The 21,832-nt window shown below is 60.9% G+C and carries 24 protein-coding genes; 10 read left to right on the top strand and 14 right to left on the bottom strand.

Going from position 1 to position 21,832, the window contains the following annotated elements; all coding sequences use genetic code 11:
- Positions 1–9: 9 nt before the first annotated feature.
- From LB545_RS08250 to tdh, 3 genes are read left to right on the top strand one after another with little or no spacing between them, the layout of a single operon-like run.
- Complete coding sequence (locus LB545_RS08250; protein ID WP_140581836.1) at positions 10–954, top strand: homoserine kinase; 945 nt, start codon at positions 10–12, stop codon at positions 952–954.
- A 38-nt stretch (positions 955–992) separates the two neighbouring features.
- Positions 993–2,180, top strand: coding sequence for a glycine C-acetyltransferase (locus LB545_RS08245; RefSeq protein WP_140581916.1), 1,188 nt, complete (start codon positions 993–995; stop codon positions 2,178–2,180).
- Entirely contained in the window at positions 2,180–3,214 is a 1,035-nt protein-coding gene (tdh, locus tag LB545_RS08240; RefSeq protein WP_140581838.1) for an L-threonine 3-dehydrogenase, read from the top strand. Before LB545_RS08245 ends, tdh begins: the two co-directional genes overlap by 1 nt.
- Before the next feature lie 252 nt (positions 3,215–3,466).
- Here the strand turns inward: tdh and LB545_RS08235 are convergent, their stop codons facing one another.
- Positions 3,467–4,405 carry an ornithine cyclodeaminase family protein gene (locus LB545_RS08235; protein WP_140581841.1) on the bottom strand — a complete coding sequence of 313 codons (939 nt, stop codon included), beginning with the start codon at positions 4,403–4,405 and terminating at the stop codon, positions 3,467–3,469.
- A 132-nt stretch (positions 4,406–4,537) separates the two neighbouring features.
- On the opposite strand from LB545_RS08235, the gene LB545_RS08230 reads away from it, so the two are divergent.
- From LB545_RS08230 to LB545_RS08210, 5 genes are all read left to right on the top strand, one after another.
- On the top strand, positions 4,538–5,566 hold the full coding sequence (locus LB545_RS08230) for a GNAT family N-acetyltransferase (RefSeq protein ID WP_224646636.1): 1,029 nt from the start codon (positions 4,538–4,540) through the stop codon (positions 5,564–5,566).
- A gap of 11 nt (positions 5,567–5,577) precedes the next feature.
- Positions 5,578–6,756 (top strand): alanine racemase, encoded by a 1,179-nt coding sequence (locus LB545_RS08225; protein ID WP_140581843.1) that lies wholly within the window; start codon positions 5,578–5,580, stop codon positions 6,754–6,756.
- Between the two features lie 55 nt (positions 6,757–6,811).
- Positions 6,812–7,003, top strand: a complete 192-nt coding sequence (locus tag LB545_RS08220) for a hypothetical protein (RefSeq protein WP_224704882.1) — start codon at positions 6,812–6,814, stop codon at positions 7,001–7,003.
- Positions 7,000–8,454, top strand: a complete 1,455-nt coding sequence (locus tag LB545_RS08215) for an aldehyde dehydrogenase family protein (RefSeq protein ID WP_140581846.1) — start codon at positions 7,000–7,002, stop codon at positions 8,452–8,454. The genes LB545_RS08220 and LB545_RS08215 overlap by 4 nt, the downstream gene beginning before the upstream one ends.
- Before the next feature lie 143 nt (positions 8,455–8,597).
- Entirely contained in the window at positions 8,598–8,843 is a 246-nt protein-coding gene (locus LB545_RS08210; RefSeq protein ID WP_140559981.1) for a DUF982 domain-containing protein, read from the top strand.
- A 582-nt stretch (positions 8,844–9,425) separates the two neighbouring features.
- On the opposite strand, the gene LB545_RS08200 is transcribed toward LB545_RS08210, so the two are convergent.
- Complete coding sequence (locus LB545_RS08200) at positions 9,426–9,641, bottom strand: hypothetical protein (RefSeq protein ID WP_140559979.1); 216 nt, start codon at positions 9,639–9,641, stop codon at positions 9,426–9,428.
- 925 nt (positions 9,642–10,566) lie between these two features.
- Here LB545_RS08200 and LB545_RS08195 point away from each other — a divergent pair.
- Positions 10,567–10,809, top strand: a complete 243-nt coding sequence (locus tag LB545_RS08195; RefSeq protein WP_411971069.1) for a hypothetical protein — start codon at positions 10,567–10,569, stop codon at positions 10,807–10,809.
- A 979-nt stretch (positions 10,810–11,788) separates the two neighbouring features.
- Here the strand turns inward: LB545_RS08195 and LB545_RS31125 are convergent.
- From LB545_RS31125 to LB545_RS08170, 6 genes are all read right to left on the bottom strand, one after another.
- The gene (locus LB545_RS31125; RefSeq protein ID WP_411971072.1) at positions 11,789–11,950 is read right to left on the bottom strand and encodes a DUF6804 family protein; all 162 of its coding nucleotides are present in this window, start codon (positions 11,948–11,950) and stop codon (positions 11,789–11,791) included.
- Positions 11,951–12,091: 141 nt separating this feature from the next.
- Positions 12,092–13,381 (bottom strand): ABC transporter substrate-binding protein, encoded by a 1,290-nt coding sequence (locus LB545_RS08190; protein WP_140559976.1) that lies wholly within the window; start codon positions 13,379–13,381, stop codon positions 12,092–12,094.
- A gap of 28 nt (positions 13,382–13,409) precedes the next feature.
- Positions 13,410–14,246: a carbohydrate ABC transporter permease gene (locus LB545_RS08185; protein ID WP_140581853.1), complete on the bottom strand. Its 837-nt coding sequence runs from the start codon at positions 14,244–14,246 to the stop codon at positions 13,410–13,412.
- Positions 14,236–15,183, bottom strand: coding sequence for a carbohydrate ABC transporter permease (locus LB545_RS08180; RefSeq protein ID WP_140559974.1), 948 nt, complete (start codon positions 15,181–15,183; stop codon positions 14,236–14,238). The genes LB545_RS08185 and LB545_RS08180 overlap by 11 nt, the downstream gene beginning before the upstream one ends.
- A 24-nt stretch (positions 15,184–15,207) precedes the next feature.
- On the bottom strand, positions 15,208–16,158 hold the full coding sequence (locus tag LB545_RS08175) for a TauD/TfdA dioxygenase family protein (RefSeq protein WP_181171874.1): 951 nt from the start codon (positions 16,156–16,158) through the stop codon (positions 15,208–15,210).
- Between the two features lie 47 nt (positions 16,159–16,205).
- Entirely contained in the window at positions 16,206–16,847 is a 642-nt protein-coding gene (locus tag LB545_RS08170; protein WP_181171873.1) for a TetR/AcrR family transcriptional regulator, read from the bottom strand.
- Between the two features lie 134 nt (positions 16,848–16,981).
- Between LB545_RS08170 and LB545_RS30980 the strand changes: the two genes are divergently transcribed.
- Positions 16,982–17,383, top strand: coding sequence for a RidA family protein (locus LB545_RS30980; protein WP_318012528.1), 402 nt, complete (start codon positions 16,982–16,984; stop codon positions 17,381–17,383).
- Between the two features lie 630 nt (positions 17,384–18,013).
- Here LB545_RS30980 and LB545_RS30975 read toward each other — a convergent pair.
- The 6 genes from LB545_RS30975 to LB545_RS08140 form a co-directional block, all read right to left on the bottom strand.
- Complete coding sequence (locus tag LB545_RS30975) at positions 18,014–18,190, bottom strand: sulfotransferase (RefSeq protein WP_281405963.1); 177 nt, start codon at positions 18,188–18,190, stop codon at positions 18,014–18,016.
- On the bottom strand, positions 18,163–18,612 hold the full coding sequence (locus tag LB545_RS30970; RefSeq protein WP_210239947.1) for a sulfotransferase family protein: 450 nt from the start codon (positions 18,610–18,612) through the stop codon (positions 18,163–18,165). Before LB545_RS30970 ends, LB545_RS30975 begins: the two co-directional genes overlap by 28 nt.
- 323 nt (positions 18,613–18,935) lie before the next feature.
- Positions 18,936–19,157: a hypothetical protein gene (locus LB545_RS08155; RefSeq protein WP_140559971.1), complete on the bottom strand. Its 222-nt coding sequence runs from the start codon at positions 19,155–19,157 to the stop codon at positions 18,936–18,938.
- 27 nt (positions 19,158–19,184) lie between these two features.
- Entirely contained in the window at positions 19,185–19,343 is a 159-nt protein-coding gene (locus LB545_RS08150) for a DUF1127 domain-containing protein (protein WP_140559970.1), read from the bottom strand.
- Positions 19,344–19,473: 130 nt separating this feature from the next.
- The gene (locus tag LB545_RS08145) at positions 19,474–19,770 is read right to left on the bottom strand and encodes a DUF4242 domain-containing protein (RefSeq protein WP_140581860.1); all 297 of its coding nucleotides are present in this window, start codon (positions 19,768–19,770) and stop codon (positions 19,474–19,476) included.
- Between the two features lie 102 nt (positions 19,771–19,872).
- On the bottom strand, positions 19,873–21,717 hold the full coding sequence (locus LB545_RS08140) for a winged helix-turn-helix domain-containing protein (protein ID WP_140559968.1): 1,845 nt from the start codon (positions 21,715–21,717) through the stop codon (positions 19,873–19,875).
- Positions 21,718–21,832: the final 115 nt, after the last annotated feature.

The raw sequence follows: 21,832 nt of genomic DNA, 5'->3' as shown, positions 1-21,832 counted from the left end.
ATTTCCGCCATGGCTGTATATACGAAGCTGTCATTCGACGAAGTCGCAGCCTTCTTTGGGGAGCTGGGTCTAGGCTGGCCGCGTTCTGTTCGCGGCATCACGACCGGAATTGAGAACACGAACTACTTCGTAGATGCCGAAACCGGAGAGTATGTGCTCACCTTGTTTGAGCGCCTGACATTCGAACAATTGCCTTTCTACCTCCATTTTATAAAGCACCTTGCGGCGCGGCGCCTGCCGGTCCCGGATCCGGTTGCCAACGTCAAAGGCGAAATCCTTCATTCGCTGAAAGATCGCCCTGCGGTGGTCGTCAACAGGCTTCCTGGCGAGAGCGTGACAGCACCGACAGTGTCGCATTGTCGCTCTATCGGGGAGACCCTGGCGCGAATACACTTGGCTGGGACCGATTATCCACGACACCAGGTCAATCCGCGTGGTCTCGAATGGTGGAACGAGGTGGTGCCTGTGGTCGGCCGCTGGGTATCTGAGGAACAGTGCTCGCTGCTCACAAGGGAATTGGCCTTTCAGAACCAAATTGCCCAGTCCTCCACCTACCGGCAACTACCCAAGGGGCCGGTGCACGCTGATCTCTTTCGTGACAACGTGTTGTTTGACGGTGGTCAGCTGACCGGCGTCTTTGATTTCTACTTCGCCGGATGCGACGCCTTCTTATTTGACATTGCCGTATGCCTCAATGACTGGTGCGTCGATGACTGCACCGGCAGCCAAGACGGTGAGCGAGCAGCCGCTTTCTTAGGCGCCTATGAGTCCGTTCGAACGCTTACTCCAGCCGAACGCATATTGCTTCCCGCGATGCAACGCGCTGGAGCATTTCGCTTTTGGCTATCGCGTCTCTGGGACCTGCACCAGCCTCGGGAGGCTGCAATCCTCAAAGCACACGATCCGAGCCACTGCGAGCGCATGTTACGCGTGCACAGGGGAGAAATCGCATGAGCAAGACCGCGAAGATCACCAATGGAAGCAAAAGCAGGATGGCACCGACTCTCAACAACCGCGTTCGCGAGTTGCTTTCGCAGATCGAGGCGGAGGGCCTATACAAGCGCGAGCGCGTCATCACCTCGCCCCAGTGGTCCGAAATCGAGGTTGGCGCCCGAAAGCTGCTCAATTTCTGTGCCAACAACTATCTCGGCCTCGCTGACAGCGAAGAGCTGCGCGAGGCGGCGAAGGCCGCGCTCGACCGATACGGCTACGGCATGGCCTCGGTACGATTCATCTGCGGCACACAAGAGGAACACAAGCAGCTCGAGGCAAAGATATCGAGCTTCCTCGGCATGGAAGACACGATCCTCTACGGTTCCTGCTTCGACGCCAACGGCGGCCTGTTCGAGACGCTGTTTTCCGAAGAGGATGCGATCATCTCCGACGCGCTCAACCATGCCTCGATCATCGACGGTGTGCGGCTCTCCAAAGCGAAACGCTTCCGCTACGCCAATAATGACATGGGGAGCCTTGAGGAAGAACTGAAAAAGGCTGAAGGCAGCCGCTTCAAGCTCATCGCCACCGACGGCGTCTTCTCGATGGACGGCATCATCGCGAATTTGGCGGGCGTCTGCGACCTCGCAGAAAAATATGAGGCAATGGTGATGGTGGACGACAGCCACGCTGTCGGCCTCGTCGGTGAGCATGGCCGTGGCACGCCGGAATATTGCGGCGTCGAGGGCAGGGTGGACATCATCACCGGTACGCTAGGCAAGGCGCTGGGGGGTGCCTCGGGTGGCTACACGGCGGCGAGCAGGCCGGTCGTTGACTGGCTGCGCCAGCGCTCGCGACCCTATCTGTTTTCCAACACACTGATGCCAGCGATCGCGGCGGCATCGCTTAAGGTGTTCGACATCATCGAGAGGAACGAAGGGCTGCGTGAACGTCTCTATGAGAACGCGGAGCGCTTCCGCTCCGGCATGAAAAAGCTCGGCTTCACATTGGCCGGAGCTGACCACCCGATCATTCCAGTGATGATCGGCGATGCCGCGCTGGCTTTGCAGATGGCTGACATGCTGCTCGAGCGCGGCATTTATGTGATCGGGTTTTCCTTCCCCGTCGTGCCCAAGGGCCAGGCCCGGATCAGGACGCAGATGTCGGCCGCCCATTCGGCAGCCGATATCGACCGGGCGGTTGCAGCGTTCGGTGAGGTCGGCCGCGAACTCGGAGTGATTAGCTGATGTCCAACATGATGCGCGCACTTGTAAAAACTCGCGCCGAGCCGGGCATCTGGATGGAAGAGGTGCCGGTGCCGGAAATCGGCCCCAACGACGTCCTGATCAAGGTGAAAAAGACCGCGATCTGCGGCACCGACGTCCACATCTACAATTGGGACCAGTGGGCACAGAAGACGGTGCCCGTGCCGATGGTGACCGGCCATGAATTCGTCGGCACCGTTGCGGATTTCGGCGCCGCGGTCACCGAATACAAGGTCGGCCAGCGTGTGTCGGGCGAAGGCCACATCGTCTGCGGTCATTGCCGCAACTGCCGCGCGGGCAGGGGGCATCTGTGCCGCAACACGCTCGGCGTCGGCGTCAATCGCCCGGGCGCCTTCGGCGAGTACCTGGCGATCCCGCAGCACAATGTCGTGCCGATCCCCGACGATGTGCCGGACGAGATCGCCGCGATCTTCGATCCCCTGGGCAATGCGGTCCACACCGCATTGTCCTTCGATCTGGTCGGCGAGGACGTGCTGGTCACCGGGGCCGGACCGATCGGCATCATGGGCGCGCTGGTGGCGCAATGCGTCGGCGCCAGGAAGGTCGTTATCACGGATATCAATCCGGTTCGGCTGGATCTTGCGCGCAAGCTTGGCGTCCAGCATGTCGTCGACGCCTCCAAGGAAAAACTGCGCGACGTGATGCCGGCGCTCGGCATGACGGAGGGTTTTGATGTCGGCCTGGAGATGTCGGGGGCAGCCCCCGCCTTCCGCGACATGATCGACACCATGAACAATGGCGGCAAGATCGCCATCCTCGGCATTGCGCCGACCGGGTTCGAGATCGATTGGAACAAGGTCATCTTCAAGATGCTGCATCTCAAGGGCATCTACGGCCGCGAGATGTTCGAGACCTGGTACAAGATGATAGCTCTGGTCCAGGGCCCGCTCGACGTCTCAGGCCTGATCACCCACCGTATCGGCATCGATGATTTCCAGGTTGGATTCGATGCGATGCGCAGCGGCAGTTCGGGCAAGGTGGTGATGGATTGGTAGGCGGCGCTTGCGGCTCCCTCCAAGGCTCGCCATCTGCGGGCATGAACGTCCAGGGCAGAATTCTGATGGCGACGATGACGCTGGTTTCTCACTCAGGGCTATCGAATCTGGGACTTGGTTGCCATATGGTCTTTGGCGGTGGGCCGGAGTCTTGAGCTCATGCGGTGCCGTGAAGCACGGCTCGGCTGTAAAGGTTTTTTCCAGTGCAGCGGAAAAAATTCGTCGGGGCTGGACCTGTCGGTGCGAGGCCGATCAGTGGTGGGACGCTTTCGCGCGGATCAGCGCGTCGGCCATGTAGAGGTCCTGGAGAGAGATACCGGAACTGTCGAAGACAGTGATTTCATAGTCGAAGCGGCGTCCGGGAGCACGTTTTTCAACGACGTCGCCGATTGGCGTCACCGCAAGTACGCCGCCGTCGATGTCGTCGCGCACGTGTTGGAACTCGCCGATCTGGACGGACTGGGAAAGCAGATCACAAAACAGGCGTGCCCTGGGAAATAATTCGCTCGGCAATTCGCGTTTGCCCGGGGCATCCGACCCCATGCTGACGATATGGGTTCCGGGTCCCACCCAAGCGGCATCGAACAGCGGTTCGCGTGAGGGTGTCACTGTGACCACGATGTCGGCTGCGCGCACGGCTTCTTCCGGCAAGGCAGCGCGCGCATCCAGGCCTTTTTCGCCGATCTGATCGACAAAAGCGTCGAGCTGCGGCGAAGGCCGCGCCACGACCAGCACGGTTTCAATTGGGCGGATGCGGGCCACCGCCATCACTTCGAAGCCCGCCTGATTGCCGGCGCCGAATATCGCCAGAACTTTGGCTCGCTTGCGCGCAAGTAAATCGGCCGCAACCGCGTCGGCTGCGGCCGTCCTGTAGGCGTTGACCTTTCCGGCCTCGATAACGGCGCTGAGCTGACCTGAATGCTGATCGAGCAGCACGATTGTGGAGTTGTGGCGGGGAAGGCCACGTGCCGGGTTGCCAGACCAGAAGGAGCCGATTTTCACGCCGGTTAGGTCATCCGACGAACCGGATTTGACTGAGAAGGTATTGGTCGCCTCCTGTGTGCGCCCGAGAACAGCAGGAAAGACCCAGCTCCGCCCCGACGCTGCTGCCACGAGAGCCTTCCGCGCCGCCTCGAAAGCAAGCTCATGCGTGACAAGGGCGGCCGATTCCTCCTCGCTGATGTAGATCATCCAAAATTCCCCATGTGCGTCAGTCGTTTATCGCTGGTTGCAGCTACGGCGTTACCGAGGCAGAAATCGCACGCCACAGCGAACGATGCGGACCTCGGCCGATCGCAGGGCAACCAGGCGGAGCGATTCTAGGTGCCCGATAGTCCTCGCCTGATTTGCGCAATTTGGGATGCCGAGGAACTGCTTAAAACGAACAATCCCGCTGAATTGAAAGCGCAAAACAGCAGCGAAATCTGTCCGCCGGACGCCACTCTAAGGTGCGACTTCAATCCTGGATCGAATGACAGCGTTGCACTTATGGCAATTGAGCATGGCACAGACATCGTCAGCAACCAGATGGAGCTGATGAAATTGGAGCCCCGCCATTTGCCGGGCGCGCTGAAGCTGTCGCAGGAGATGGGCTGGCCCTATCGCCTGGAGGATTGGGAATTTGCCGCAATGGTTGGAAATGGTCTGGTCCTGGAGCGGGGAGGACACGTGATCGGCACGGCCATGTCCTGGAGCTACGGACCGACCTATGCTTCCGCCGGAATGATCATCGTCACCGGCTCCGCGCAAGGCGGCGGCAACGGCTCCCGGCTCTTTGATGGATTGCTTGCGGCTACACAGGGGCGCCACGTGCTGCTCAATTCGACCGAAGAGGGGCTCGCGCTCTATAAACGGCGTGGCTTCACTGCCTGGGGCACTGTACTTCAGCACCAGGGCCCGCTGACTGTTGCCGTGACGCAGACGACCCCTGACATCCGTCAGGCGACGGTCTTAGACCTCGCGGCAATCCAGGCCTTCGACGAACGGGCCACCGGCATGCCCCGGACGGCGATGGTGGCTGCGCTCGCCGATGCGGGCAAGGTCGTCGTTATCGAGCGCGCGGGGCGGGTTGCCGGCTACGCCATCGCCAGGAAGTTCGGGCGCGGCTATGTTGTCGGCCCCTGTGCGGCCGAAAGCGTGGAGGACGCGCGGCTTCTGATCCTGGCCCAGCTTTCGAAGCTTCGCGATCAATTCGTTCGCATCGACGTCTATGCCGAGGATGGATTGGGCGACTGGCTTGAGAGCCTCGGCCTCAAGCGGACCGGCAGTGCCACCGCTATGGTCAAAGGGCAACGACCCGTTTCTGACGGGCTGGCCCACATGTACGCATTGGCAAACCAGTCGTTCATTTAGGAAACAAGGTCATGGACAATAGGGCGGCAAATCTATCAGGGAGCGCGACGGCGAAGAGTATCGACGCCCTTGTGACGCCGACCCTGCTGCTGGACCGCGGACGGCTCGGACGCAACATTCAACGCCTCGCTGAACGCGCCAAGAAGCTCGGCGTGGTGCTGCGTCCGCACATGAAGACGGCCAAGAGCATCGACGTCGCTTGCGACGTGTTTCCACAGGGACCCGGTCCCATCACGGTCTCGACCGTCGCCGAGGCGGCGTATTTCGCGGACCACGGCTTTCGCGACATCACCTATGCCGTCGGCATCTCGCCGGCTTCGGCAAGGCGCGCCATGGAGCTTTGTCGCCGTACCGGCGCCGATGTGAAGCTGCTTCTCGATTGCGTGGACCAGGCCGACGCCCTGGCCCGAGTGCGCGAAGCCACCGGCATGACGCCCTCGGTCCTCATCGAACTGGACTGCGACGACCATCGCGGTGGCTTGAGGCCGGACGACCCAAGATTGCTCGACGTGGCCAACAGGGTTGTCGCTGCCGGTGCCAAGCTCGTCGGCGTTCTCGCTCACGCGGGCGAATCCTACGGCTTGAACACACCCAATGCGCTGGTCAAGGCAGCGGAGAACGAGCGTTCAGCCGCCGTGCGCGCCGCTGAAATCCTGCGCGCTTATGGCCACGCCTGTCCGGTCGTCAGCGTCGGCTCGACGCCGACAGCGCATTTCGCCCAGAACCTGGAGGGTGTCACGGAGCTGCGCGCCGGCGTCTACATGTTCTTCGATCTCGTCCAGCATGGGGTTGGCGTCTGCGACCGCGACGATCTCGCAATTTCCGTTTTAGCCACCGTTATCGGCTCCAAGCCGGAAAATGGATGGGTGCTGGTTGACGCTGGGTGGATGGCGCTATCGCGCGACCGGGGAACCGCAAACCAGCAGATCGACCAGGGTTACGGCGTGGTCTGCGACGAAAAGGGGCGCGTGCTTGAAGATGTGATTGTGGCCCAGGCCAGCCAGGAACACGGTATCCTCTCCATTCGTGCCGGTTCCGGGAAATCCATGCCCGAACTGCCGCTCGGGTCTCGGGTCCGGATCCTGCCCAACCATGCGTGCGCGATGGCTGCCCAGCATGACTTCTACAGCGTCGTCAACGGGGACAGCCCCAAGATTGAAACGCGTTGGGAGCGGATGCGCGGCTGGTAGACGCGAACACACGCCTCGGACGAGCCCACTCTAATCAGCACTGGCGGTCAAGAAAATGAAATTTGCCTCTCACTGGTTGGATAAGTCGACGCTGATAGGCAGCACCATGACTGATGTCATGGATGGGCGCCCCGACCTGAACCTCTGGAAGGATTTCGAATGGCCAGCGATACCCGGCCATTTCGGGCGCCCCTGGTTCCTGCCGGTTCTGGGTGCCTATTCCCGCATTAAGGATCTTGTCGCGTGATCACGCCCCTCGAACATCTCTCGCGCAACGGCCACCTGGACAAGTTCTTCATCGACGGTCGATGGGCCGAGCCAAGCGGCACCGCCAAGGGCTTGGTGGTGAACCCCTCCACCGAAGAGGTTGTGGCTCGGTTTCCGCTCGGAAACAGCTTGGACGTGGATGCGGCCGTTGCAGCGGCCCGCCGGGCATTCACCGCCTGGAGCCGGACCACGCCGGAATATCGTGCCGGTCTGCTCGACCGCCTGCAGGCGCTGCTCGAGGCGCGCAGTGAACTGCTTGCGCAATGCCTCACCCTCGAAATGGGCGCGGCGATTGGATATTCGCGCACCGCCCAGGTGCCGCTGGCGATCGCGCATATCAAGGTCGCTCGCGATGTGGTGACAGCCTTTCCCTTCGTCAAGCAGCGGGGCCAAACCGCCGTCACCCACGAACCGATCGGTGTCTGCGCCTTGATCACGCCATGGAATTGGCCCCTTTACCAGATCACCGCCAAGGTTTCGCCCGCGCTCGCGGCAGGCTGCACGGTCGTGTTGAAGCCGAGCGAGCTTTCTCCCCTGGACGCTCTGCTGTTCGCCGAGGCGATCGAGGAAGCCGGCTTCCCTGCCGGAGTGTTCAATCTGGCGCAAGGTGATGGTGCACGCGTGGGTGCTAGTCTGGCATCCCATCCGAATGTCGACATGATTTCCATTACCGGGTCCACCCGCGCGGGCATTGCGGTGGCCCAGGCGGCAGCGCCGACAGTCAAGCGTGTCGCGCAGGAACTCGGCGGCAAGTCCCCGAACGTGATCCTGCCGGACGCCGATCTCGACCGCGCCGTTTCCCTGGGCATAGCCGCCGCCTTCCGCAATCTCGGCCAGTCATGCAGCGCTCCGACACGCATGATCGTGCCACGCGAGCGGCTGTCCGAGATCGAGGCAATCGCCAAGAGGGTCGCGGCCCAGATCGTCGTCGGCGATCCTCTTTCGGAAGCCACCACTCACGGTCCAATCGCCAACCGTGCCCAATTCGATCGCATCCAAATCATGATCGGCGTCGGTATTTCGGAGGGCGCCAGGCTCATCATCGGCGGACTGGGTCGTGCACACGATCTGAACGTCGGCCTCTATGTGAAGCCGACGATCTTTTCGGACGTGCGCACTAACATGCGCATTGCACAGGAAGAGGTTTTCGGTCCAGTTCTCTGCATCATCCCCTACGACACAGTTGATGAGGCCGTCAGCATTGCCAATGACACGGTCTATGGTCTGGGAGCCCATGTGCAGGGCAATGATATGGACGCCGTCAGAGACGTCGCATCGCGCATTCGCTCCGGTCAGGTGCATCTCAACTACCCGGCCTGGGATCCGCACGCGCCGTTTGGCGGTTTCAAGCAGTCCGGAAACGGACGCGAATATGGGATCGAGGGCATGCTGGAATATCTGGAGGTCAAATCCATCCTCGGCTATTTCTAGGCCATCTTTGCCCGGCGCAGAGGCGCGCCGTCGGAGCCATTCATGCCCGTAGTACAAGAGACCGACGGTGAATTGGTCGAGATCATCATGAACGAAGCCAAGTTTCGCGGCCAGTTCGTCCTGTTCGACCTCAGAGAGCCTTTATGAGCCTCCATTGGTTCAATCCCCCGGTCTCTATCAGGACTGGCAAGCCTGGCATGACGTATAGCTGCAACAACGTCGAGGGTGCAGCTCGGGAGCTCATGGGGTGGAACGATCGAGGCCCCAAATGGGACCTTGCGGTACGCGCCTGCCTGTCCTGTTTGGCTGGCGACATGACACCTGAGGATGTCCGCCAGGCGTTCATTGCCGCTGTTGAGGAGGGAGGCAAGCTGCTTGCCAGCGGTTGAGACTATAGCTTACTCCATGTCTGGCACGTCGCCACCCACAAACAGCGTCGTCGGCTCCCGTATTCGCGCAGTACCGGGTTGGCTTCACGCGACCTCGCAATGACGCCGGCATGGTTCCCAGCCAAGTCCTTGCGGTCCATATCGCCCGATCTCCAGTCGGCTGGTCCGAAGACAGGCCGGAGGTCGCCAGTCTCATCGCGGCCAAAGGCGGTGACGACGATTAGCTTCGGGGCTTTATGTTGCGGCATCAGGTTATCTGAGATGGGGGTCCTCTTTGGGCTGGAGCAAGAGCCGGTGGACGTTGAGCGGTGGAGGGGGCAGAACCTCGGTCATCTCGAATAGAGGCACCGATAGGCCCCCTTGCTCTGGCGCTGTGTGCTTTGACTTAAGGTCCGCTATTTCCTCGTCGCGTCTGGCAATTCGGCTTTCCAGATTGGCGATACGCTCAGTCAGCAAATACCGTCCAACAGCGAACCCGCCACCTCCAAACAGCACGGCAAACGTGGCAAAGGCTGCCGGGTTGGCCGCTACCAGTGCAGAGTTACTCCCAATGAAAGCGATAAGGTCATGCATTGAGGGTTGTCAGTCTGACCCCAGCACAGGCGGCGTAGGATCGAAGCTGATCGCCACGAGCCCCGGATGCCTGTGAGCGATGGCGAGGATCTGTGTCTCAAGCTCGCAGTTGTAAGCCATGAGCGCCTTTACGGTCTCAAGGGGCGTTTCGTAGCGGGCGATGAGCTTCTCTGCCTCCGCGTGTAATTCGGCTTTGGTTTCGGCGTCTAGGTGCATCGTGGCCATTGCAGTATTTTCCTAACGGGTTGCTCTGCGGGATGCCGAGCGCGCGTCAAGGCGGTCCTGAAGGTAACCGTTGAGAACGATCATTTCCTTGAGGGCCTTCATCACGTCGCCCTTGTGTACGGCAACGAACCTGTCGACGGTGGCTTGAAGGGCAGCCTCTTGCCGGCTGTCGAGTGACACAACGCAATCCACCTGAACGCCTCCTAATGTCGTGGATGGACAGTGAACAAAAACGGAACAAAGCTGTCAAGAGTGAAATGACGAGACGAGGAATAAATCCCTTTTTGGGCTATGCCTGACAGTGATGGAAGACGGAAGCGGGCCGCACGCCGACACCTGAAGCGTGCGCGTCAGTGCCTTCATGGGGATGATCAAGTGAGCAGAGAAACGGTTGAAGAATCGATGGGATGATCATAGCCCTGGCCGCGGAGAAGTGCTCTTCGTTTGGCTTCCTCTTCCCCTTCGGCCATCGAACACGCGGAACTCTGAGGCCCGCCTCGTCCCTTTAAGGCATATCTCTACCTGCTGAAGGCAACCAGGATGCCGAGCTCTTCCTGCATGGCGCCATGTGCCCCTCGATGCAGGAACTCGCAGTCCATCGGGCCCCGCTGGCTCCGGCCGGCGGGGTTTTCAGTCATCCAGCGAAACGAAGCCGCTTCCGGCAAGTTCGGAGACTAAAGGAGGTTCCGATGAGAGAGCACGGCGGCGGACCCGAAGATGACGAGGGCATGCAGTTGCTTGCTCGGCGGCTGGCTTGAGAGGTCGGCATCCCGGAACGAGAAGCGCGCGGGTTGATCAAGCTCATTGGTACCGACTGAAGTTCTTTGCGCGCGAAGCCCGTTTCCTGAAAAACCAGCGCTGGCCGTTGTGATCTCGGCCAGGATCGCTGCCCTTGAAGGTCTTGCACGGCCGGAGGTCTTGCTGCATGTTTTCGGTGTTGGATTCCCGGGAGAAAATCATGCCAATTCAACGAAAGGCGGCGGAGGCCGGTATTTTCGACGCATCTGAGTTGGCACTGCTTGGGCGGGTTTTCGACAACCTTAAGCTGGGCAACCCATCGCCGGATGAGCGCGAGTTCATTGCCTCCCGAATTATCGCGAATTACATGGCAGGTGTGGTCGACGAGGCGGAGTTGGTTTTGCTCTCGAAGCAGCCGCTGGGCCGTTAGCCAACTCGCGGAACTTACCGCCTGCCCAGTTTTTGCGTTTCGGGGCCTTGTCGGTCTTTTTTCTTTGACGCGGAACAACGTACTCTTTCCGAAGTTGGAGCGCCGGAAGCTTCGCAGCGATACTCCCAGCTTCCGCAGCCCGTCTCGCCCCACGGCAATGGCTTGAGGCGGGCTGCTTTTGCATTTCGGCGATGCCACGGCGGCCATTACAAACGCGTCCGCTGCCGAAAGGTGGCGGGCTTTTTGCTGTCCAGGTGGAACCCGGCCTGGAGACACTCGTTCTGTGCGGCAACACTGGGCGGCAACGTCAGATCGGGGTAGTGATGCGGAAAAGGCAACGGTTCACCGAGAAGGAAAAACAAGACAGAACGGAGCGCACCTCGGATGCTGCGCGCGAGTTGATCGAGGTCGAGCGCGCGGCACGGGATGCGAAAACAGCTCGGCTGCGGGAGCAGCGGCTGACGGCTGACATTCCCTATGCGAGTTCGGCGCCTAGGAAAAAGCGCGAGAACGCGGGGCCCCAATAGCCCACCACCGCTCGCGATGACGGAACATCGGCGCGAATAGATCTCAAGCGGTTCGGTTTCTGGTGTTCATGCCTGGTAACCTGACGCAAAAAGGTTGCGAAGACCGCGCACCAGAAACGTTAGTCATCCACAGGACCGTCCAAATGAGCAGTCAGCGCGCAGTGCGCAACTGCTGTTGCTGGGTCGCCATAAAGTTCTTCGCCCGCTTCAATGGCACGCACGGCATCAACCAGATCCCGGATCGTCAAAGTTGGTAACTTTGCCCTTCCGGTGGGCTAGTGGCGGCTGGAGCCCGCCGCAAACGATTTGGATCGTGCGATTGTAGAGATTGAACATGTCTGATGATCCATAAGCCGATGAGGGTCGACGGCAAGATCACTTGGCACATCCAGCAGTTTCTGGGGTGACAAGGAAAGACCTACGGATCGCTCGTCACCAGCGTTGATGCCTAATTAACCGCGGTGGCGATATGCAACAATGCCGAACAGAGCGGCGGCCCCGACATTGAGCACGGCCCAGAGTTCGCGGGGCAGGCGGACCGGTGCGAATGGGTTGAAGATGGCGCAGCTCCAAACACACGCTCCAACAAATTGCGAACGCTGATTGACGCGCACAAGACAGCATACTCGTCCTTCGGCGAAGCCCTGCACGAAACAGGCTCTGGCAACAGCAACGCCGCCAGAGCCAGCCAGGAAGCGGCGGCTAGTCTGTCAAGTGCCGGACGATACAGGCCGATGCCGGTCCATCTACAATGACTACGCCCGCATCAGCGGATTGACACGTTCCACAATAGCAGCGACCGCTTCCTTCGGGCTCTTGCGCCCAAGGACGGCCAGTTGAACCTCCTCGAGGAATGTCGACTGCGCGCGAACGGCTTCGGGAAAAGCCGGGAAGGCCGGTCTCGCCTTGGCAAGGGCGGCGGCCTCGACCTTCGCTTGCGGCTGCGACTCGACGAACGACGGCTCGCCATAGGTCGATACGCGGACGGGGCCGTTGCCGTTGCGCGCCATGCCGAGTGTGGCCGCCTTGCTTGCCACGAAGCGGATGTAATTCCAGGAGAGCTTCTTGTCAGCCGAATTGGCGGGAATGGCCATTGCCCAGGATTCGACGACCGCATGCATTTCCTGGCCGCTGCCGAGGACCTTGGAACCGGGGAATTCGATTGCCTTAATCTTTCCCGGCGCGGTCGACTGCTCCTTGTTGTTGAGCTGCGCGTGGCGGGCGAAAGGCAGCACTGCGAATGCTGCGCGTCCCTGCTGCATCCACGTCACCATGTCGTCGTTGCGGGTCGTGGCATAGCTGCGGGGGAGCGCCCCGACCTTGAAGAGGTCGGCTAGCACGAATAGGGCCTTTTCCATCGCCTCCGGGTTAGGGACCACGTGAAACTGCTTGTCGATGAAATCGCCGCCGAAGGCGCGGGCAAACATGACCGGGAACACCGCAAGATCGCTCGCAAGGACCATGCCGACGACCGGCGTGCCCGACTTCGAGGTGAAGGTCAGCTTCTTAGCCTGCTCGACCAGTTCCTCCAGCGTGTTTGGTGGCGCCGATATGCCGGCCTCCTGAAGCAGATCCTCGTTGTAGAAAAGCCCCTGCGTGGCGTGGCGCACTGGGATGCCGACAAGTTTGCCGTCGACCGTCATCGACTGGCGCAGGCCCTCGGCGATGTCGTCGAAGTCCTCGATCGGCTCAACTTTCTGGAAGTCGTCGAGCGGCTCAAAGAGTGAGGCGATCTGCGAGGTCATGCGGTTGTCAATGACGTAGCCGACGTTGAAGTCGGTCGCGCTCAGGCTCGCCTCGCGGAACAGCCGGTCCTGGAGCGGATTGCTGTCGAGCGTCGTCCAGGATATCTGGACGTTGTTCTTGTCCTCCCAGGGCTTGATCACATTGCCGGCAGCGCCGGTCGTCAGGTTCGTCTGGTGGACGCGGTGGCAAAGCACGTTCAGCGTCTTCGCTTCGGCATGGGCGAGCCGACCCAATGCGCCCGTCGCGCCGGCGGCCATCGCGGTCGTCAGCAGGGCTCTGCGTGTCATATGCAAAGGCATTGTCTTCCTCCCTTTCCTGGTGACGACGTCACCCTTTGGTCGCGCCGGCGGTCAGCCCGGCGACAAGAAACCGGTTCATCAGCACCACGAAGACGAGAACCGGCAACAATTGGACGGTAGAGGCCGCAAAGAGCACGCCCCAGTCGACGCCATCGACCGAACTGATCATCTCCGAGAGGACCAGAGGCGCGGTCTTGGCGTTGTTGGCGGTGAAGATGTAAGCGAACAGGAACTCGTTCCACGCGAAGACGACGACGAAGACGGCGACGGCGAGCATGCCTGGCGCTACGAGCGGCAGGATGATCTTCACGAGGACCGTCAGCGGCCGCGCGCCATCGAGGACCGCCGCCTCGTCGAGTTCGCGCGGCACCTGATCGATGAAGGTGCGCATCAAAAGCGTTCCGAGCGAGACAAAGAAGCTCGCGTAAAGCAAGATCAGCACCAAATGGGTATCGTTGAGCCCAAGCCGGTTGACGACCGGGAAGAGTGGCAGCGTCACCACGATTGGCGGGATCAGCCGCGATCCGATCAGGAACATTACCGATCCTTCCAGGAAACGGACACCGCGATAGCGTGAATAGGCATAACCGGCGAGCAAACTCGCCGTGACGGCAAGCGCCGTCGCCCCGGCGGTGATGATCAGGCTGTTGACGAGCCCCTCGAAGAAGGCCGGCCAGCGCAGCCATAGCGAGGCGTAGTGGTCGAGGGTCGGGTTGAAGAAGAGCTCCGGCGGAACCGCGAAAATCTCGCGACCGGGCTTGAACGACGAGAGCACGATGAAGCCGATCGGGAACAGCGACCAGACGACGATTGCCGCAACAGCGAGCGTCTTTGCGGCACCGATGGCGAGACGCTCAGGACGCATTGGCCACTGATTCCTTGCGTAGCCGCCATACATAGCCAGTCGCCAGAAGCAGCGAGATGACGACCATCATCCACGCCGTCGCGGCCGCCGTGCCGAACGAGTTGTAGCGGAAGCCTTCCTGATAAAGATAAACCGAAACGACCTCGGTCGTACGTGCCGGGCCGCCCTGGGTCAGGAGCCAGACCTCGGAAAAGAGACGGAAGGCGAAGATGTAGCGGAAGAGCAGCGCGATCAGTATCGCTGGCGCCAGAAGCGGCAGCGTGATGTTGCGGAAGAGCTGGAACGCGTTGGCCCCGTCGGTACGCCCAGCCTCGTAAAGCTCCTTTGGAACCGCGAGCCTTGCCGCGTAAAGGATGATGAATGTGAACGGCAGGTGCAGCCAGATCGTCAGCAGGCCGACGAGGATGAGGCCGTGGGAAGGGATGAACGTCCAGTCGAGCGTCGGCAGCCCGGTGTATCGCAGCATAAGCGTGATCGGCCCGACGTCCGGATCGAACAGGAAACGCCACATGGCGACCGCGGTCACCTCGCTGATGGCGTAGGGAGCGAGCACCACGACGAGCAGGACACGCTGAAAGGGGAGCCCGGAGGTGAAAAGCAGGGCTAGGCCGAGGCCGAGCAGCAGTTCGAGATGGACAGCCACGGCGACGACGAGAACTGTGTTCCAGATCGAGCGCCAGAAATAAGGATCTGTGAGGACACGGATATAGTTGTCGAGCCCGACGAACGTTGCCGATTGGCCGAATGACGAGGCCTCGAAACTCAGCCACAGGACGAAGATGGCGGGTAGCACGATAATCCCGAGCACCAGGAGGTGCACGGGTGTCGCATAAACATAGGCAGGCGAAAGCGCGAGGCGCCGCCTCTTGGTCCCGCCAACCGATTGCGCCGCCGTTTCCCTGGTGTGGCCAACGGAGGCCTCGGAACCAAATGCCATTGCTCCTCCCTGAGCGGTTGCGCGTCAGCCGTCCGCGGCGGCAAGTGGAACGGTACCCTCCACCGTCGTTCTGTACATCACCCGGCGGTATCCGGGGTAATCATTGATGGCAGTGTGCAGGACGTGGGGATTGTTCCACATGCCGAGCGTCTTGGGTTCCCAACGGAGCCTGCAGTTGAACTCGGGCCGGACAGCCCGCGCCATCAGGAAGTCGATCATCGGTTTGCTTTCTTCCTCCGTCATCCCCTTGAAATTGGTCATGACGCTGCTGACAAAGACATAGCGCCGGCCGGTCGCGGGATGCCGGCAGATCACAGGGTGCTCGACGACGGCATTCTCGATCGCCTCGACATCGGCCTTGACGCCGAGCCGGCTGTGGGCCGCATTGATGGCGAAGACCCCGCGGCCGCTATGGATGCCGGTCAGCCCTTGCAGGATTTCGATCAGTCGCGGCGAAAGCGAGGCGTACGCCTTTTCGAGGCTTGAGAAGCACGTGTCGCCGCCGACCGGCGGCACCTCTTCGCCATAGAGCATGGTGATGCCGGGCGGCTTCGGTAGCCAGGCGAGGTCCATATGCCAGTCCTCGCCGATCACCTTGCCCGTGTCGTCCGGCTCGCGCACGAAGCGCACGATGTCGTCGAAGCCGTCGATCGGCGTATGAACCGGATTGCCGCTAAACCGGCCGAACCGGCGGGCGACCTTGTGGAGGCCAGCGGCATCAAGCTGCTGATCGCGCACGGCGAGCACGTGGTACTTGTGGAGTGCCCGGCGAACGTCTTCGAAACCATCCTCGCTCGCACTCGCCAGATCGATCCCGCGGATTTCTGCGCCGAGCGCTCCGGTGAAGGGGCTGACCTCGAAACGGATAAATTCGTCATCCCGCAGCACGTGATCCTCCCTTGTACCGTCAGCGTCATCCGCATGGGCTGGCTGACTTACGTGTAAGTAAGTAACGCGAAAGCGAGCAGCTGTCAACTCGCTCTTGCTTTGATTTGCTGGACGTCTAGCCTTGAGGTGAGCTCTTACCCGTCCTGCCATGCCGCGCGGATGATCGCCTCCAGTGCGGCGAAGGTCCTGGCGACCTCGTCGAAGCTTCCTGTGTCCTGCGTCATCGGTGGACAGGACAGAAGCGTGATGCGCAGCATGTGCACGAGTTCGTCCCTAAGCGTGTGAGGGGACAGTTCTCCGTCCTTCACAGCCTGGTTCACGGCATCGCGCAGGCTCTGTTCATAGACCTGGTTGACCCGCTCCAGGGCATGTTCGGCTGGTTCGCCGAGAACGAGCAGGTCGTGACGCAGACGCGAAAGCGGGCTCCACATATTGCGGGCTCCCTTCTCTGCGTTGAAACGTTCGTAGAAGCGGCGCAGATCCTCGAGCTGCATATCGAGTCGGTCGAAGAACCGGGCGTCGGGCGTCGTCCAGAAGCGCTTGATCCGGGCCTCCGCGTTCACGGCGAAGTCGGCGATCAGTTCCTCCATCAACTGACGCTTGTTGCCGAAGTGATGGTGGATGTTAGCCCGCGTCGTGCCGATCGCCGTCGCTATATCGCCGAAGCTGAAACCGTCGTGGCCGCGCAGGACATAGAAGTCGGCCGCGACCTCTTTGATCCTGCTGCGGGTGGAGGATGCCTCGTCACCGGAAGGTCCTGAAGTGTTGCCTCTCATATCCCTTCCAAAATCCAAGCCGCTCTGCGCTGTGACGATGCGATCGGCGCGCCCATCATACAATGTCATGGATATATGCGTCGTACATGTCTGTTCTTTCACCCCGTGCAAATCTAAAATGCAGTTAGCTAGATGTGAGCTTTCGGGAGGTGTCTAGTCGTCCCCGTTGGGGCAGACCAGGTGTCGATCCCTGCCGGCCACTATACGCACGGCATGGCCGGTGGAGGCCAGCTTTACATCTCCGGCCAACCCCGGTTCCAGCCGAGGGCAGTCTTTGCCGCGATAAGGATTTCGAGACGCAAGCTCGGGAGAACATTGCTAATATGCTGGCAATCCTTAAGGCCGGTGGCGGCGGACCCCGCGATTTGCTGAAAGTGACCGCCTACATTGTCGGTGTGTCCAACTGGCCGCGCTTCAACGCAGTTTACGCCGCTCTGTTGCCCGACGCCCGTCCTGCCCGCATCGTCGTGCCCGTGACGGAGCTCCATCATGGTTCCCTCGTCGGGATTGACGCCATCGCCATGCTACCGCACTGAAACGTCGCTGTCTGGCGGTCCTCAACACCCAGAGACAGAGATGGGCTACCGTGCAGTTCTGCGAGCTTCGGGTACATCCGTCATTTTCTGAACGCGGGCCGGTCGCGGTGCGAGCGTCGTAGCTTGGCATGTCGGTGGCCGCAGTTGAAAAGAATCGCCGGGTGCCCTGGCTAATCTTAAGGCGAGCACTTGAAGTCGATCCCGCCCAGACCGTTCTTGGCGCCGCTGGCGACACAAGCGGGTCATTCCACATTCGGAAGCTTTCGCGGGAAGTGGCCCCGACTGTCGCAACTCTAAATCGAACAAGAACTTGTGGCTACGATCTGACCTCTTCGCCCGGCGACATTTCGATTGGAGGCGCGACTAACCTGTTTGACGGCCTCGGCTTCCTCGTGTCGAAACGGGAAGGTTTGAGCGGCCGCTTTGCGCCTCAAGTTGGCCGTTGAAATTATCATGGCCGCCGTCCAGAAGCAGACATCCGAGCGGCTAGCCGCAATGGCGCTTTCGCCCAACAGCGGCCACCCTCCCCTTGCTGGTGCACCCACTTCTATTGGTTACAAGCATCGGAGCCGGCGTGGACAGGCTGCTACGCGCGTTACCCGGGCTGCGGCCTCAAACTCGGTGCGGGGCTTATTTGGCGAAGCGGCTTCGGAATTCGGTAGTGGTGTTGCTGTGGGGGAAGGGTTCGGCCGGGATCGGCACGGCGAGAAAGGCGCACAGGTTCGGCCAGCCGTCGGCCACCTGATAGACCAGCAGGCGCGACGGCGGGAAAGCCGAGATCACTTCGGCGTTGTGGGCTTCGAGCACTTCGATGGCATGGGTTTCGTCGTCGAGACGACCGCCGAAAATTTCCTCTCTATGACGGCCCGGCCAAAACTTTGCGGGTCGGAGGTCTCGCCCATGGTGTTGAAGATCGTGGCACGTGCGCTCCTGTACCAGTCTTCGGCGTTGCGAATGGTGAGGATGAGCTTGGCGTCGGGGAAATACTCGGCGAGTTCGCGCCAGAAATAGGCCGTCGGCCAGTCGACTGCCGACTTGTAACCGGCGTAGACGACGTCCCAATCCACCGGCTCGCCGCGCCCGGCGGCGCGGATCAGGTTGCGGTGCTCGGGGTTAGAGTTGACGTCCTCCATGTGATGGCACGGCCCGAACCCGAGCATTTCAAGCGCCAGGTTCAGAGTGTGCGTGCCGGTGCGGCCGAAACCAGCCCCGATAACAGATAATGCCATGAGAGCCTCCTGTGGCGGGAGCGGATCATAGATTGCAGACGTTGGGAAGGGAGGATGGTCCTGGCGCTCACCCTGGGATACCAAATCGGATATCGAGCGATGCGCCAAACTCGCTCTGCCCGAATGCTACATGCGGGCCGGCCTGTTACGGCGTCGATAGCGATCCGAGCCGCAGGGAGCTAGGCGGCGGCCTTGGTTCCAGCATCATAGCCCGCTAGAAATCTGGCAATTCCGTCCATCATGGGGTGGAAGAGGACTGGCAGCTATTTAAGTGCCAACGGCGGCTCGGCGCCTCCATTCGCATCAGGTCAGCAAGCGTTGCTTCAACCATAGCGAGACTTCAAGATGCGGCCGATCTGGACCAGATTCAGAAGCACAAAGAAAACATTCCAGCCGACGACGTTCATGAGCGGCGCCGGCTGGCTGTAGAAATACACGGCAAGGCAGATTGCGGCCGTGGTGGTGAGAATCCTCAGCCGCAAAATGTCCAGTGTGAAGTAGGCGATCACATACAGGATGTTCGCCATGTTTATCAGAAGTTCCATGTCCCTGGTTTCCAATTGGGCGGCCACTCAGACGAGACGATCCTTGAAGTGCTCCCGAACGGCATAGGAGATCGCACCGCGGCGAATGCCTATGTCCTTCAAGATGTGGTCAGGCAGCTCCTGCAAGGCTCTCTCGGCCCTGCGGGCCCTCAGACTGACCGAAACGCGTCTTAGATATTGAAGCATTGGTTTCTCCATTCGTGGGGAATCGCAGCACTGGCAAGCGGCATGCCGCCCCGAGTGCCGTCTGTTCATTGTTTACTGCTTGGGATGACGCTGCCCCGCTTTGATTACGCGGGGCAGCAACTGGACGTCGTCAGGCGGCCGCCGTCATCGGATCATTGCGAAGGACGACCGTGTCGAGGATCGGGTAGAATTCCTCACCGGGCATGCCGACGCGCTTGGCGTGATCGCGGATCGCCTCGCCGTCTTTGGCCTCGTAGATGCAGAAGGTGCCGATACGCCCGTCGGGTTCGTGCACGACATAGCTGCGGATCCAGCTGACCGTGCCCGACATCTGTTCCTTGGCGACCTTTGCCGATTTGGCGCCGGCGGCTTCGAGTTCCTGCAGAGATGCCCAAGCGCTGGGGCGGCGAATAACAAACAGGTTCATGATCTTTCCCTTCGATTTCGCGCCAGCTCTTCGCGGCGCCATTGATTGCCAGGCGTGTCTGCCTGGCTGGGGAAAAATTACCTCTAGGGGGACTGATCGTCCTTACCGGGACCTGATCTCTGGCTGATCTTTCGCTGTCACCCGATAAGCTCGATCAGCAGCTCGTCCTGAGGCATTGGCAGGGTGCTGGCTCTCGCGCGAAAAGCTGTGACGGAGGGTCGCGGCTTTCTCTTCCAGGCGTCGTGATCCCAGCTGGCGGGCCGATCTCTCTGCAGCGGTGATTTCCACCTTCGCTCCGCTGACGTCGCCGGAACTCAACAAAGCACTGGCGAGCTGCAGCCGAACCCTTGCTGCGTGATACTCGACGCCTGCGCTGGTCCAGAGCTGCCGGGCCAAGGCCAGAAGCCGATGTCCGTTCGCATCGCCTGGCTCGCAAAGTGCGGCCTTGGTTTCGGCTATCAATGCCTGCGTTGCCGGTTGCCGCCAGCGTTCGGGCTGCGCGTCTATTTCGTCGAGATAGATCTTCGCCTGGGCTGAGCGCCCGCCTCGCGCTGCAATGCAGGCTGCGTGCACCAGCAGGTTTCCGCGCCGCTGCAGATGGAACCACGACACCCCATGCAGGGCTCTGTCCAGTGTGGCCAGCGCCCCGTCCAGATCGCCTGTTTCGAACAGAAGCACGGCATTGCCCGGCTCCGCGTCCCAACCTAGCGCATAAGCCTGGTCGTAGTCGGCGCGCGCCGATGCGAGGTCGCCGATCATGGCGAAGATATCGCCGCGGACACGGAAGCCTTCGCCGAGCGACCAGGATTCCTCCGCGGAGAGTTTGGGCAGCGCTTCGTTTATGCAGGTCAGCGCTTCAGGCAATATCTGCTGCGCCGCGACCACTTCGGCACGATGAAGGTCGCAAGCGCCCGAGGTCTGCGCAAAACTTGCGGTGCACCAGCTTTCGAAGCCTTCGCTCCACTGGCGGGCACGGGGCCAATCCGCGTACGTCCTGCAACTCCAGAGAATATTGCAGTAAACCAAGCTGCCGGTGATCGGGTCGACCTGGCTCGACAAAGCGATCGCCGCCGCATGGTTTTGCTGCTCGCTGCCCTCCTCGATCTTGCCGAGGGCGAGATTGAAAAATCCCTTGTATGTCAGTGTCAGGGCTCGCAGGCCGGGATCGTCGCAATGTTCAGCTATCGCGTAGGCAGCTGACGCCAGTTGCAGCGCTTCCTCGGGACGGCCGCCCGAGGATGCCAGGCGTGACCTCATCCATAGCAGATAGGCTTGTGCGCTATCGTCTTTCGACTGGGAAAGAAGCGATGCAGCACGTTCCAGCCATCCCTCTGCGACGGCACCTGATCCGCGCTCGGCCTGGATCTTGGCGAGCGTGACAGCCGATCTGGCGGCGCGAGCGAAGTCGCCTGCCTCGACATGAGCCGCCACCGCGCGGGCCAACACAGGGATCGCCTCGGTCGGCCGCCCGCCACATTCGACCACCAGTGCCCAGAGATCGACGTCAGCAGGAGAGAGACCCTCATTGTCCGCCAAATGCGAGAACAGTTTTGCAGCCGTGCTCCAGTCGCGCAGGGCTGCCAGCCTGCGGGCCTCGGCAAGCTTGTCGTCCCCTTGCAACGAGGCAGGCTGCACATAGCCCAGTCCCGGTTCATCGATGGCAAAGCGATAACCGTGGCGAACGTAGCTGTGTATTGCGTCCTGCAACCCGCCCGCTGCAAGCGTCTTTCGAGTGAGGCTGACGACGCGCTGTAGCGACGCTTCCGTCACGATGACATCCGGCCACAGAGCGTCCATCAGCTCGTCTTTTGGAACCACCCTGCCGGCGTTGCGCACCAGATACACCAGCAGATCAAAGACAAGCGGCTGGATCTTCTGCTCAACGCCGCCTAGCGACAGTTTGCGGGCAGCTTCGTCAAGTTCGAATTGTCCAAATGCGTGTTGCATCGTCTCATCCCGATGCGACAATCTACCTTATCGGCTTTGACTGCGGGAGGGGTCTGGATCGAAAGGTGGGAGGCCTAACTTGGTCCGTAACCCAACGGCTGCTTTAGCGATAGCC

It is taken from the genome of Mesorhizobium sp. BR1-1-6 (genome assembly GCF_020165355.1).
Lineage (GTDB): Bacteria > Pseudomonadota > Alphaproteobacteria > Rhizobiales > Rhizobiaceae > Mesorhizobium.
Note: the sequence above shows the minus strand (reverse complement) of the source record. Positions and strands in the feature narration are given on the sequence as shown.

Coding starts and splice junctions, on each gene's coding strand:
- LB545_RS08140 (WP_140559968.1), bottom strand. CDS start 21,717: ATGCAACACGCATTTGGACAATTCGAACTTGACGAAGCTGCCCGCAAA.
- LB545_RS08155 (WP_140559971.1), bottom strand. CDS start 19,157: ATGGAACTTCTGATAAACATGGCGAACATCCTGTATGTGATCGCCTAC.
- LB545_RS08210 (WP_140559981.1), top strand. CDS start 8,598: ATGAGCCTCCATTGGTTCAATCCCCCGGTCTCTATCAGGACTGGCAAG.
- LB545_RS08180 (WP_140559974.1), bottom strand. CDS start 15,183: ATGGCATTTGGTTCCGAGGCCTCCGTTGGCCACACCAGGGAAACGGCG.
- LB545_RS08190 (WP_140559976.1), bottom strand. CDS start 13,381: ATGCCTTTGCATATGACACGCAGAGCCCTGCTGACGACCGCGATGGCC.
- LB545_RS08170 (WP_181171873.1), bottom strand. CDS start 16,847: ATGAGAGGCAACACTTCAGGACCTTCCGGTGACGAGGCATCCTCCACC.
- LB545_RS08235 (WP_140581841.1), bottom strand. CDS start 4,405: ATGATCTACATCAGCGAGGAGGAATCGGCCGCCCTTGTCACGCATGAG.
- LB545_RS08195 (WP_411971069.1), top strand. CDS start 10,567: ATGTTTTCGGTGTTGGATTCCCGGGAGAAAATCATGCCAATTCAACGA.
- LB545_RS08250 (WP_140581836.1), top strand. CDS start 10: ATGGCTGTATATACGAAGCTGTCATTCGACGAAGTCGCAGCCTTCTTT.
- LB545_RS08225 (WP_140581843.1), top strand. CDS start 5,578: ATGGACAATAGGGCGGCAAATCTATCAGGGAGCGCGACGGCGAAGAGT.
- LB545_RS08200 (WP_140559979.1), bottom strand. CDS start 9,641: ATGGCCACGATGCACCTAGACGCCGAAACCAAAGCCGAATTACACGCG.
- LB545_RS30970 (WP_210239947.1), bottom strand. CDS start 18,612: ATGGCATTATCTGTTATCGGGGCTGGTTTCGGCCGCACCGGCACGCAC.
- LB545_RS08145 (WP_140581860.1), bottom strand. CDS start 19,770: ATGAACCTGTTTGTTATTCGCCGCCCCAGCGCTTGGGCATCTCTGCAG.
- LB545_RS08185 (WP_140581853.1), bottom strand. CDS start 14,246: ATGCGTCCTGAGCGTCTCGCCATCGGTGCCGCAAAGACGCTCGCTGTT.
- LB545_RS08220 (WP_224704882.1), top strand. CDS start 6,812: ATGAAATTTGCCTCTCACTGGTTGGATAAGTCGACGCTGATAGGCAGC.
- tdh (WP_140581838.1), top strand. CDS start 2,180: ATGTCCAACATGATGCGCGCACTTGTAAAAACTCGCGCCGAGCCGGGC.
- LB545_RS08245 (WP_140581916.1), top strand. CDS start 993: ATGGCACCGACTCTCAACAACCGCGTTCGCGAGTTGCTTTCGCAGATC.
- LB545_RS08150 (WP_140559970.1), bottom strand. CDS start 19,343: ATGCTTCAATATCTAAGACGCGTTTCGGTCAGTCTGAGGGCCCGCAGG.